The 13,506-nt window shown below is 32.1% G+C and carries 10 protein-coding genes; 9 read left to right on the forward strand and 1 reads right to left on the reverse strand.

The genetic code is table 11. The features are described 5' to 3' along the window. The first annotated feature begins 86 nt into the window (after window positions 1-86). The 6 genes from CLOST_RS03285 to CLOST_RS03310 all read left to right on the forward strand — a co-directional run bounded on the left by CLOST_RS03285 (window position 87) and on the right by CLOST_RS03310 (window position 6,698). A complete protein-coding gene (locus CLOST_RS03285) occupies window positions 87-1,394 on the forward strand; it encodes an ABC transporter substrate-binding protein (RefSeq protein ID WP_013360822.1) in 1,308 nt (435 codons plus the stop codon). A gap of 226 nt (window positions 1,395-1,620) precedes the next feature. Then, window positions 1,621-2,901 carry a dicarboxylate/amino acid:cation symporter gene (locus CLOST_RS03290; protein ID WP_013360823.1) on the forward strand — a complete coding sequence of 427 codons (1,281 nt, stop codon included), beginning with the start codon at window positions 1,621-1,623 and terminating at the stop codon, window positions 2,899-2,901. Window positions 2,902-3,095: 194 nt separating this feature from the next. Continuing rightward, window positions 3,096-3,827 carry a metal ABC transporter ATP-binding protein gene (locus CLOST_RS03295; RefSeq protein ID WP_013360824.1) on the forward strand — a complete coding sequence of 244 codons (732 nt, stop codon included), beginning with the start codon at window positions 3,096-3,098 and terminating at the stop codon, window positions 3,825-3,827. Window positions 3,828-3,835: 8 nt separating this feature from the next. Next, complete coding sequence (locus CLOST_RS03300; RefSeq protein ID WP_013360825.1) at window positions 3,836-4,627, forward strand: metal ABC transporter permease; 792 nt, start codon at window positions 3,836-3,838, stop codon at window positions 4,625-4,627. Between the two features lie 4 nt (window positions 4,628-4,631). Continuing rightward, window positions 4,632-5,042: a Fur family transcriptional regulator gene (locus tag CLOST_RS03305; protein ID WP_013360826.1), complete on the forward strand. Its 411-nt coding sequence runs from the start codon at window positions 4,632-4,634 to the stop codon at window positions 5,040-5,042. A gap of 159 nt (window positions 5,043-5,201) precedes the next feature. Beyond that, window positions 5,202-6,698 carry a methyl-accepting chemotaxis protein gene (locus CLOST_RS03310; protein WP_013360827.1) on the forward strand — a complete coding sequence of 499 codons (1,497 nt, stop codon included), beginning with the start codon at window positions 5,202-5,204 and terminating at the stop codon, window positions 6,696-6,698. 105 nt (window positions 6,699-6,803) lie between these two features. Here CLOST_RS03310 and CLOST_RS03315 read toward each other — a convergent pair whose 3' ends face one another. Beyond that, the gene (locus CLOST_RS03315; RefSeq protein WP_013360828.1) at window positions 6,804-8,828 is read right to left on the reverse strand and encodes a methyl-accepting chemotaxis protein; all 2,025 of its coding nucleotides are present in this window, start codon (window positions 8,826-8,828) and stop codon (window positions 6,804-6,806) included. Between the two features lie 263 nt (window positions 8,829-9,091). Between CLOST_RS03315 and CLOST_RS03320 the strand changes: the two genes are divergently transcribed. The 3 genes from CLOST_RS03320 to pstC all read left to right on the forward strand — a co-directional run bounded on the left by CLOST_RS03320 (window position 9,092) and on the right by pstC (window position 13,505). Beyond that, window positions 9,092-11,311 (forward strand): methyl-accepting chemotaxis protein, encoded by a 2,220-nt coding sequence (locus tag CLOST_RS03320; protein ID WP_013360829.1) that lies wholly within the window; start codon window positions 9,092-9,094, stop codon window positions 11,309-11,311. A gap of 159 nt (window positions 11,312-11,470) precedes the next feature. Next, a complete protein-coding gene (locus tag CLOST_RS03325; RefSeq protein ID WP_013360830.1) occupies window positions 11,471-12,469 on the forward strand; it encodes a PstS family phosphate ABC transporter substrate-binding protein in 999 nt (332 codons plus the stop codon). Between the two features lie 112 nt (window positions 12,470-12,581). Further along, window positions 12,582-13,505, forward strand: a complete 924-nt coding sequence (pstC, locus tag CLOST_RS03330) for a phosphate ABC transporter permease subunit PstC (protein ID WP_013360831.1) — start codon at window positions 12,582-12,584, stop codon at window positions 13,503-13,505. The last annotated feature ends 1 nt before the right edge of the window (window position 13,506 follow it).

Raw genomic sequence — 13,506 nt, forward strand, 5'->3', positions numbered from 1 at the left:
CTAAAGATTCTAAACATTTGGGGCTAACTAGAATCTGGGAGTTTTACTTAATATAAATAATCATAGAGGGTCTAAGGAGTGGCAAAATGAGTAAAAACAGAATAAAAATTGCTATATTGCTTTCTGTAATAATCGTCATTGGATTTGTGTCATATATATATACTCAAAATAATCAATCTATAAAAGAGCAAGTGGTTATCAATTATTATTCGCAACCGGATATCAATGGTGTGGTGTCAGAAATTATAAGTAATTTTGAAAAGCTACATCCAGATATAAAAGTCAATCTAGTTGAGCTTCCACCTAATACAGACGATAAGCTTATTACTATAAAAAAAGCTTTCCAATCAGGAGAAATGCAAGTAGATGTTTTTGATTCTGATATAGTTTGGCCACCGATTTTTGCAGCCTCAGGCTGGGCTGAGCCATTGGATGAGCATGTAAGCAAAGAGGAGCTAGAAAAATTTCTTCCTGAAGCAGTAAACGCTAATCTGTATATGGGACAGCTGTGGGGATTGCCATATAGAATAGATGCAGGAATGCTTTACTATAGAAAGGATTTACTTGAAAAGTATAATAAAAATGTACCGATGACCTGGGATGAACTTGTAGAGACTTCTATTTATATCATGGAAAGAGAAGATAATATAAAAGGGTTTGGAGCTTCTTGGGATGAATTTGAAGGACTTACTGCAAATGCACTGGAATATATTTGGAGCTTCGGAGGAAGCGTATTTTCAGATACTCACTCTCAGCAAGTAAATATTAACACTAAGGAATCCATTGATGCATTATCCTTTATGGTGGATATGATACATAAGCACAAGATTACTTCTAATGAAATAACTGTATATAGTAGTGGAGACGTAAGAGAGAGCTTTTTTAATGGAGATATTATTTTTATGAGAGATTGGTCTAGTGGATGGGAGCTTTCTCAAGATGCCCAGAATTCTCAGGTAGTAGGTAAAGTTGGGATATCTGAGCTTCCTCTTGGTGATATGAAAGGAAATAACTATACTACGCTTGGAGGATGGCAGGTAATGGTGTCATCATTTTCCAATAAAAAGGAAGCAGCTATAGAGTTTGCAAAATACAGAACCTCAGAAGAAGCTCAAAAAGTTGGGGCTTTGAAAATGAGCCATCTACCTTCTATTAAAAAGCTATACAATGATTCAGAAATAAATGAAAGTATGCCATTTTTGAAATATATGTACCCATCTTTTGAAAAAGCATATTTAAGACCTGTGTCACCTTATTACGCAGAGATATCAAAAACAATTCAAAATTCAGTGCATAGAGCTTTATTAAATGAATTAACTCCAACTCAAGCTATAGAATTGATTGAAATGAACTTAAAGAATATAACTCAGACTAAACAGGTTGTTGCAAATTAATTTTGAAAGAAAAATTGCAATTTTAAATTATTTGGCTAGATAAAAATCCTAATTTTTAAAGCAAAAATGAAATATTGATGAATGCTAAATTCAAAAAAGAGGCTATATGTCTCTTTTTTTATATAAAAAATGATTTTTTATATGTAGATTAATCTTTTTTTTGCAATTTTTAAAACATTATGATAACATATAAAAGAAATTTTAAAAAAGGGAAAGAGGTGTTTTAATGAAGAAAATGGGACTGACGGGGAAAATATTCCTTGGCCTTATTCTGGGAGCTATATTTGGAATAGTACTTCATTATTTTGTTCCAGCTGGTAATTTTAGAGATAATGTAATTATTGGTGGAGTTTTAAGACTTTTTGGAAGAGGTTTTGTACAATCTATTCAAATGTTAGTGGTACCACTTGTTTTCGCTTCCTTAGTAGGAGGAGCAGCTGCTATTGGAGATGTAAAAAAACTTGGTAGAATAGGTATTAAAACTGTAGGATTCTATATGGTTACTACTGCACTTGCTATTACTGTAGCATTACTTATTGGAGAACTTATCAATCCGGGTTACGGATTAGATTTATCTCAAATAGTTACATCTGAACCGACTATAGGAGAAAAATCCAATCTTGTTGACGTTCTTTTAGGTATTATACCTACAAATCCTGTCAATGGATTGGCATCAGGAAATATGCTTCAGATTATATTCTTTGCTATATTAACAGGAATTACAGTGGCTGTCCTTGGTGAAAAAGCTAAGGCTTTCTCAGATTTTATTAATGCACTTAATGAAATCATGATGAAAATGACTATGATTATAATGCTGTTTGCACCTATAGGAGTATTTTGCTTAATAGCTTCTACATTTGCAACTACTGGATGGGATGCATTTGTTCCTTTACTTAAGTATATGGTGGCTGTTATTTTAGCTTTATTTATTCAGGCAAGTGGAACCTATATGGCAATGCTTTCAATATTTGCAAAGCTAAATCCAATCCGTTTCTTCAAAAACTTTGCACCTGTAATGAATCTAGCGTTTTCAACAGCTTCATCGAATGCATCTATACCTCTTAATATTGAAACAATGGAAAAACGTATGGGAGTTTCAAAATCTGTAGCATCCTTTACTATACCACTGGGTGCAACTATAAATATGGATGGAACTGCTATAATGCAAGGGGTTGCAGTAGTATTTGTATCACAGGTTTATGGAATTGAGCTTACTCTAGCATCGTTTTTAACAATTATTCTTACTGCTACATTAGCGTCTATAGGTACGGCAGGAGTTCCTGGAGTTGGTCTTGTAACGCTTTCTATGGTTTTAACCTCAGTAGGATTGCCAGTTGAAGGAATAGCTCTGATAATGGGAATAGATAGATTGCTAGATATGACTAGAACAGTTGTTAATATTACTGGTGATGCAGTATGTACTCTTATAATTGCGAAAAAAGAAAATGAATTCGACCAAGAGATATTTTACAATGACAACTCTGAATTAGAAGAAGCTGCAATGTAATAATAGAGATTGGTTTATGAAACAATCGAATATATAAATACTTAATCTTGGTATAAATCTATAAAAAGAGCAATACAGGGCAATTAATTCTGTATCTGCTCTTTTTTATGTTTTAATTTTTTATAATCTTAATGTATAATATAATTACTAGTTGCAATTTAATTGCAAGAAAAATTAAAAAATAGGAGACTATTATGAAAGAAAAGATTTTAGAAGTCAAAAATCTTAGCTTTAGTTATAAAGATCAGAAAGTTCTATCAGATCTTTCTTTCGATGTATATAAAGGAGATTATTTTGGTATATTAGGACCTAACGGTTCTGGGAAGACTACGCTTTTAAAGCTGTGCTTAGGTTTAATCAGCAGTAAAGAAGGAACAATAAAGATTTTTGGTGAGAATATAAAGGATACTGCTCAAAAAAATAAAATATCATATATTTCACAAAAATCAAATGCTTTTAATGTGAGCTTCCCTGCAACTGTGCAGGAACTTATTTACTCAAGCTTAAGGTCAGTAGGATATGATTCGAAATCGTCTAAAAAAATGACTAGCGATGCAATAGACTTGGTGGGTATAGGTCATATAGCAGATAGAAGAATAGGAAATTTATCTGGAGGACAGCAGCAGAAAGCATTTATAGCTAAAGCTATATCCTCAAAGCCCGAGATAATATTTCTAGATGAGCCTACAGTTGGTATAGATTATGGCTCAGAAGGATTTTTTTATGAAGCTATGCATATGCTAAATCAAAAAGGCGTGACTATATGTATGATTAGCCATGATATATCAGCTATTACATCTTATGCAAATAGAGTTGCTTGCATAGGTGAGGATACTTTTCACATCCACGAAAGCAATGACATCATGGATATAGAGACATCGCTTAAAAAAATATACGGCAAAAAAATGAGATTGGTAACACATTAGGAGGGTTTATGCTAGAATACGCATTTATGCAAAGGGCACTGATAGGCGGTTTATTAGTCTCGATTATCGCTCCTTTTATGGGAACCTTTATTGTGGTAAGGAGAATGTCTCTTATAGGAGACAGTTTATCCCATGTTGCACTTTCTGGAATAGTTTTAGCTGCATTATTTGGGATTGAGCCTATTTATGGAGCAGTGGTTATAACAGTAATTGCTGCATATTTTATTTTCTTCCTCAGAGAAAATTACGCCTCGTATGAAGAAATATCACTTGCTATTATAATGTCATCAGGGATTGCATTGGCATCAGTTCTTATGGGATTTTCTAAAAATATAAGAGGTAATTTTTTATCATATTTGTTTGGAAGCATAACAGGAATAAGCAATCAGGATATATATATTATGATTGCCTTATCAATTATAATATTTGCTTTTTGGGGAGTAAATTATTATAAGTTGTTTCACATGGCATTTGATGAAGAAAGCGCTAAAGCTATGGGAATAAAAACTGATAAGCTAGGTAAGATATTTATAATTTTAATAGCACTTTGTGTTGTTGTATCTATGAGGATTGTAGGAGTTTTGCTTATATCTTCGATGATGGTGATTCCTGTAGCTGCGGCAATGCAATATACACTTAGTTTCAAGCAAACTATAATTTCATCAATAATAATAGCAGTTATTTCAGTAATTGGTGGAATAACACTTTCTTTCTATTTTGATTTGGCTTCAGGGGGAACTATAGTATTAATAAGTGTAATAATACTTATAGCTAGTATATTGCTTAAGGGTAGGAGATGAGGATTTGATTAACAAAGAAGAAATCATAGAAAAATTAAGAAATAATGGACAAAGGCTAACTAGAATTAAATCTGAAGTTGTAGATATTTTTCTAGAGACCAAGGGATATCTTGATGCTGCAACTGTCCATGAAAAACTAGATAAAAATGCAGATTTATCTACAGTATATAGAAATTTAGAATCACTATATGATGCAGGGGTTTTAGATATAGTATACAAGAACGACAAAAGATGGTTTAAGCTTATTGAATCGCATGAACATACTCACTACGTAGTATGTGAAAAATGCGGAAGTAAAAAAGAGCTGGATTTTTGTCCGTTTTCTCATATAAATAGTCAAATAGAAGGATATGATATACACTCGCATGTGTTTGAGCTTTTTGGAATATGTCCGAAATGCAGGAAAAATGATTAAAATGTAATAAACTAGTTAATAACAAGAGTAATACTTAGGATTTAAATTTACCTATTTATTACTCTTTTATTTATATACAGAAAATCAAATTGCATATTATCATTAGAAACGTTATATTTATTATAAGATAGTAAAAAAATTAAACGTATTGGAGGAATTATGAAATTACACAATTCAGAAAATATTGAGCACGGCAAAAATAGCTTTTTTAAACGAAAAGAACAACCTGTGTGTGGTGAGATGCATGAAGTAATTCATATTTTAGATGGAAGATTTAAGGGACAACATCAAGCATTTCCAGAAGTAAAACATAGTATTCATAAATCTTTGGTTGTATATCTAAATAAATTATTAGAATCTGAGAATATACTTTCTAAGTCCGTAAAAAAGCTCATGAAGGTTGTAATTGGAATCAGCAATTTTGATGTAGAAACTAAACATTTGTCAGGAAAGCTTAAAGTACTATCAGAAGATTTATCAGTATTAAGTGAATCTAATTTGGCTTTAGTTGAAGAAACAACAGCGAGTATGAATTCAGTTAGTGATTCTGTTTTTAATGCTTCAGATACAATGGAAAAACTTTCTGAATCTGCGACCTATGTGTTGGAAAAGAATAAAAATGGATTAGGAAGTCTAGAAAATTTAAATAACATTAAAGAGGATATGGTTAAATCAGCAGAAGGGATGGGATATAAAATTGATCATTTGATTGGATTGACAGAAAATGTAAAGAACATTGTTGGTACTGTTGAAACAATTGCGGCTCAGACAAATTTACTTGCTTTAAATGCTTCAATAGAAGCGGCTAGAGCTGGAGAACATGGTAGAGGATTTTCAGTTGTTGCTGAAGAAATTAGAAAACTTGCAGAAATGACAAAAAATAGTTTAACAGATATGCGTAGCTTGATGGAGGAAATTCAAATTTCAGCAAATGAAAGTAAGCAAAGCATGGGAAATACTCTTGACTCAACTCACACTATGAACAGCATGATTGATGAAATTCACGATACTATTGATGAAAATGTAAATTTACTTGAAAGAGTAGTTTTAGATATTAAGTCTATAAATACGGATTTTTATGGAATAAAAAATGCTGTATATAATATTAATGAGGCAATGGAGGCTTCAAGCAAAGATGCTGAAGAGCTGAATTTATTAACTATAAAAATAAAAAATGATTCAGAGTACAGTGCTAAAATGGCAGAAACAATTTCTAAGATTGATTCTGAAATAACTGAAATAATTCACGAACAAATACATTCCTTAAACAACAGTGCACATCCAGTTACTAATGAGGACCTACTTTCAGAATTACAAAATGCAAGATTATCTCATAAAGCTTGGCTTAGTAAATTAAAAGAGATGGCTGAAAAGAAGGAAGTACTACCTCTTCAGATTAATTCAAAAAAATGTGCATTTGGCCATTTTTATCAATCATTTGAAATACATAACCCAGACCTACTAGAAGAATGGAAAATGATAGATGAGCTACATAAAAAATTCCATCAAACTGGTTCAAACGCAATTAATGCCATTGGATTAAATGACACAGAAAAATTAGCTCCATTAATTAAAGAGGCTGAGCATCTTTCAGAAAATTTATTTGAAGTTTTAGACAAGCTGACAGATAAAATTAAAAAAGCTGAAAGCATATAGAAAAAATAAATATTTTTAGGAAGTTTATAAAAAATCCTAGGTTAATCATTATATTAAACACATATATAATGATTAAAGCCTAGGATTTTATCAGTTGAAATTTAATTAGATATCAAATTGCTCGATTTTTTTATTCATAGAATTTACTATTTCATTAAGTGAAAGTGATAAATTGGCAAGTTCGTGGTTAGTAGTGCTGTATTGCTGAGTCGAAGCAAGAACTTCCTCAGTTGATGCAGCTGTTTCTTCTGTTATTGCTGATATATTTTCCATGACTTGAACTACAGAATTTTTATTAGCTATAGATATTTCTAAGGATTCATTTACATCGTAAATGCTACTTGCAATTTCAGATATTGCTTCAGAAATCTTTTCAAAGGTGTCCTTTGTTTTGTTTGTGCTATTGCTTTGAATTTCTACTGTAGATTTAATTTTTTCCACAGTATTAACAGTTCTATTTACGTCATTAGATATGTCATTGATTATATCTTCTATTTTTTTAGTTGAATTGCTAGATTCATCAGCAAGTTTTCTTATTTCCTCAGCGACAACGGCAAAGCCTCTTCCAGCTTCTCCAGCTCTTGCAGCTTCTATTGCTGCGTTTAAAGAAAGCAGGTTAGTTTGCTCTGAAATACCTCGTATTAACTGAATTATATTTCTAATACTTTGGGATTTCTCACTTAATTCAGATACAACTTTATAAATCTCTTGAGTATTTTCTTCATTACTGGATGTTGATTTAGAAAGTTCGTCAACTGCCAAAATACCTTCATTATTTAAAGCGGTAACTTGACTTGAGCGGCTTTGCATTACTGCTGTTTTTTGAGAAACTAAGTCAAGCTGGCTTGATAGTTCAATAATTCTTTGCAATCCATTTTCTGCGTCTTTTGCTTGGTCATTAGCTCCTTGGGCAACCTCGTTTATTGCATCTGAAAGCTGTTCACCAATTACTGCTGATTGATCAGATGATTCTATTAATTTTATGGATGATAAGGATACCTCTTGAGATACATTTTTAAGCTCACCGACCAATAAACCAAATTTATTCATCATTTCGTTAAAGCTAAGCGATAATTTTCCTAGTTCAGTATTTTGAGTTATAGAAGAACGTACGGTTAAATCCCCTGATTCAGCTTTTTCCATAAGCTTCATAATCTCAACTAGTGGATTAATTACTAACCTTCTTGAAAATAAAAATATAACAAAACCTGATAATAAAATTGCTACTATTGAAGCTATTGAAATAGTTAGCTTTAGCTTATCAAGAGGAGCTTCAAATTCACTTCTAGAAAGCTCTACCACCAATATAGAATCTTCGAGCTGAATAAAATTGGCATATTTTTTATCTGAATCTCTCAAATAATTAGCGTTTCCAGTTTTATTTTCTAATATTACTTTTCCCCAATCAGTTTCATTTAGATTCGTTCCCACTAAGCTTGAATCGTTGTGAGATGATATGGCGCCTTCCTTATCAACTAAAAATGCGTTGCCACCAAAGCCTATTGATGATTCAGCGATAATAGTATTAATATCACTATTCTTAATTAAATTTTCTAACTCGCTTGGCAGGACTCCTATTTGAACTACCCCTGGCGAATCAATTCTAGATACTCCTATATATTGAAAATATTTTCCATCAGTTCCTCTTTGAGAAGCTTCTTGAGCAAGCTCAAAATCTGGATTGCCTACTCCGTCATAAAACGGTTTAGTTTGCTCACTTGTCGAAAAATCAAATCCAAAAAAATCAGGTATATTTCCCCATCTTAAAACACCATTTTCGTCTGTAACATGGATTTCTTCAACACCTACACGTTTAGCTAAGTCAATCATAGCTTGAGTCTCTAATGCATTAGGATTTTTAGCTATAGTCTCCGCTACTAATTTTGCTTGAATAATAAAATTTTTATTAAGAGCTTCACTAAGAGTGGCTATATTTTTGTTTCCGCTCTCTATACTCAGAGAAATCTCTTGAATTTCAGTAGAAGCGACTACTTCCATTTGTTCATTGATTATATTTTTTTGTTGTAGAAAAGAATAAATCGATATGCTTCCTATGCTCAATGTGATGATAAGCAAAATAGGTATCATTAATCTAATTCCTATACTAACTATATTTTTGTTTTCTTTCATATAATTCGAACCCTCCTGAATTATTTAATCTAATATTAAAATAATGTTTATTATAACATCGGCATTCAATAATAAAAAGCTTTTTAGTCAAAATTATTAAAAAAACATAAATTTGATTTACTTTTACATTTAACATATTAGATAAGGAATTTAACTATATAAAATTTAACAAGAACCTAAAGTGTATTTAACATATCCAAACTTACTACTTAGTAAAATTAGTCTGTAATTTAAAATATCTGATACAGCATTAGGAGGAAGAAATGGATATTAAATTGAACGACTTTAAGAAGTTAAAAGGTAAATTTAGAAATTTTAAAATGCATAATACAAGGTTCACTTTAAATAGGCAGATGAGAGATTTTTTGAAAGATAAGTTTAAAATGAATCTAGACATGAGAATAATAGACAATCTTAGCATTCAAAACAAACTTTTAGTTCTTGTCTTAGTAACAAGTTTAATTCCTCTTATGCTTTTGAGCAGTATAGTGCTTGTAAATACGAGTAGCACAATGAAAGAAGAGATATACAAGGAAAATGAGCTGTACACTTCTATGACAAAAAATCGAATAAATGACTATTTTGATAATAGGCAGTCGGATGCAAAACTGGTTGCTCAGTCTAAGCCTATTAGAGAAGGGCTACAAGTAATTAATTCATTTGAGGCAGATAAAACTAAAATTGATGCGATAAATAAGGATTTTGAAAATATTTTAAAAATCGCAATAGATGAGTATAACTATACGGATGTTTTCATAACTAACAAATACAAGGAAGTAGTATTTTCAATTAATTATGACAAGCTAGACATTTCTCCTCTTGCTGTAGAAGGAAGCTATGTTCAAAAAGCTCTTGATGGAAATCAAAACTGGTCAAGTGTGTTTAGAAACAGCTTTATAGATGACAACATTATGGTTTTATCTACACCTATATTTGGATATCAAGATGAAGCTAGCCCTATAGGAGTACTTAATATAGTGCTTAATCAAGAAGAAATAAATAGAATTGTTCAATCTGAGATAGAAAAGATAGGAGAAACAGCGCAGATATATATTGTAGATGACAAGGGAATGCTTTTAACGGATACACTTAAGAATAAATCAGAGGAAATTAAAGCTCTAAATTATGAAGTGAAATCTAAAGCAGTAGATAGCTTGATAAAAACTTTAAATAGGGGAGAATATGATTATTCTGAAACAAAAGCCTATAAAAATTTTCAAGGGAAGAAGGTTATTGGAACTGTATCGACAGTAAATATAGGGGATTCCTATAGCGGAATTATAACTGAAATTGAGGAAAATGAAGGATTTTATAAGCTGTATGAACTAAGAAACAATTTGATTTTAGTAGCTTTAATCATAATATTAATCTGCTTTATTATAGCAACTTTTTTATCCAAAACTATAAGTCAGCCGATTAAGCAGATAACTAAATGGAGTGATGAAATAGCAGAATTTAAACTCGAGCATGATGAATTAAAGCAAGAGAAACTTCGAAAAGATGAGGTGGGAGAATTACATACAGCTATGGGAAAGATAGTCAATAATTTTAAGCAAATAATAAATCAGGTGAATACTTCTTCAAAGTCAATAGCAGAAATCTCCAGTACCTTAGATCAAAACTCCCTAACTTGTGAGCTTATGGCAAACGAAGTGGATAAAGCTATAGAAAACATAGCAGTGGGCTCTGAAAAGCAAGCTGAAAACTCTATAGAATGCTTAACTGAAACTGAAGTATTAAGTGAAATATTAGAAACTCAGGAAAGTCATATAAAGCAAATGTATTTAGAAACTAATCAAGTGGCTAATGTTACGAATAGTGGACTTAAAGTAATTGACGAACTAGAGCAAATAAATGAAGCTTCTAAAGAAGCAAATAAAAATGTTTATCACAAAATAAATGAAGCAACAGAAAGCTCAGTAAAAATTGGAAAGGCAAGTCAAATGATTATTGATATAGCAAGTAAAACGAACCTACTAGCAATAAATGCATCAATTGAAGCGGCTAGAGCTGGAGAAGCTGGAAGAGGCTTTGCAGTAGTAGCAGAGGAAATAAGAATGCTATCTGAGCAGTCTAAGGATTCTGTAAATACTATAAATGCTATTGTAAATGAAGTTAAGGATAAGAATTCTCAAGCTGCGAAAACTATTGATACTCTTGTTGAAATATTTGAAAAGCAGAAAACAAGAGTTATAGATACTAAGTCCACATATCATCAAATTATAGATTCAATTTCAAAGGTAAATAGTCAAGCCAATATGCTGAAATCCAGTACTGAGCTTATAAAGGAAGCAAAGAAGGCTGTTGAAACTAATATAGAGCTTCTTTCATGTATCAGTCAGGAAAACTCAGCTTCTACCCAGAAAATTTCTGGCTCTGTTAAAAATCATGCTCAGGCAATAACAAAGATAGTTGAGACCTCTAATATATTAAATTCACTTTCGAATGAGCTAAATCAAGCTGTTGAGGTTTTTGAACTATAATAATCAGATTAGGATTTAACATAATCTTTACCAAAAGTTTACCTTATCTAAACGAAAGACAAAATTTGAGGTGCTATAATTCAGTTGTAAAGACAAGTTAACAAAGTATGTAAAAAACATACTAAATAAAAAGATAAAATATTAGGAGGTTACTTAAACATGAAAAAATGGATGGCAGCATTACTAGCAGTGGCTTTGATGGTGGGGACGGTTGGATGTGCAGGTACAAGTTCTGAGTCAGAAGGAACACAAGAAGAAGTAGCAAGCGAAGCTTCAGAACTATCAGGACAGGTAATAGTTGATGGCTCAGGAACAGTGTATCCTCTTATGGCAAACATAGCAGAAAATTACATGACAAGTGTTCAGCCAGGAGTAAGTGTACAAGTTGGTAGAGCAGGTTCAAGTGCAGGCTTTAAGAAATTCATTCCGGGGGAACTAGATTTTGCTGATGCATCTAGAGCAATCAAGGATGAAGAAAAAGCTCAACTAGAAGAAAAAGGAATGAAATTAGGAGAAAATGTTCTAGAGTTTAAGTTAGCTCTTGATGGACTTACAATGGTAATAAACAAAGAAAATACTTGGGCTAAAGAAATGACTAAGGATGAGATTGTTAAGATGTATCTTTCTGGAAGCTACAATGCTGATGATGTTGTAAAGTGGTCAGATATAAGAGCAGATTGGCCAGCAGAAGAAATTAAATTCTATGGACCTAATGAAAATCACGGAACCTTTGAATTTTTCTTTGAAAAGATTTTAGATGAGCAAGATATGGTTAAAACTGCAAACCTGCAACAAGAGTATTCAACACTAGTAGACTTAGTTTCAAACGATAAAAATGCTATAGCGTTCTTTGGATATGGATATTATGCTAGCAACCAAGACAAGCTTCAAGCTGTTCATGTTGATTTTGGAAACGGACCAGTTGAGCCAACTCTTGAAACTATAGGTGAAGATCTTCCATATGCTGGCTTTACTAGACCAGTGTTCACATACCTAAACGCAGATTATGCAAAAGAAAGACCTCAAGTTCTTGATTATGCAAAGTTTGTAGTATCAAAGGATGGAGCAGCTAAACTAGCAGGGGACAATGGATTTGCACCTCTTCCTGATTCAGTATACGCAGAGTATCAAGCTCAGCTAGAAAAATTAAGTCAATAAAATTTTATATAAATTACTGGATAAAGATGAGGGATACTTTTCTCTCATCTTAGTCTGGTTTTAAATACTAATGATAAATAGCTAGATGGTTTACGAAAGGAGCATGGTTGTTATGGGTAGTATGCCCAATGTAAGAGAAATGATTCAATTAAATATCAGTAAGAATAAAAATACTTCAGATAAAATAATGCCTAAGTTTTTATTTGTAACAGCATCTATTTCAATATTAACTACTGTAGGAATAATACTTACTCTAGTTATAGATGCAGCAAAATTTTTCAGTAGTGTGCCACTTGCCGAGGTGTTTAGTACAAACCTGTCACCTCTAGGAGCAAATCCATCATTTGGAATCCTTCCTCTTATAAATGGAACTATATTTACCACGCTTATTGCTATGCTAGTTGCTATACCCTTTGGTTTATCATCAGCAATTTATTTAAGTCAGTTTGCAAGTGAAAGCAAAAGAAAAATATTAAAGCCTATGATGGAGGTTTTAGCTGGAATTCCAACTATAGTTTATGGATTCTTTGCTTATTCTTTTGTAACACCTTTGCTTATGAAAATAATACCTTCCCTAGAAGCTAAAAATATTATAAGTCCTGGAATTGTAATGGGAATAATGATTATACCTCTTGTCGCATCTCTATCAGAAGATGCTATGAACGCGGTTCCTGAGTCTATGAAAGAAGGAGCACTTGGACTTGGTTCTACTAGATTAGAGGTTGCTTTTAAGGTAGTAATACCTGCTGCTATATCAGGAATAATGGCATCATTTGTTTTAGGAATATCAAGAGCAATAGGAGAAACTATGATAGTGGCTATAGCAAGTGGAAGCAGTAAGGCATTTACCTTTGATATCACTAGATCTATGCAGACCATGACAGCTTATATAGTTGAGTTTACAAGTGGAGATGCAGGAAGCGGAACAGTTGGTTACTACAGCTTGTATGCTGTTGGATTATTGTTATTCTTATTTACATTAATCATGAATCTGCTAGCACAGTATATTTCTAAAAAATACAGGGAGGAATATTAAT

It is taken from the genome of Acetoanaerobium sticklandii (genome assembly GCF_000196455.1).
Taxonomy (GTDB): domain Bacteria; phylum Bacillota; class Clostridia; order Peptostreptococcales; family Filifactoraceae; genus Acetoanaerobium; species Acetoanaerobium sticklandii.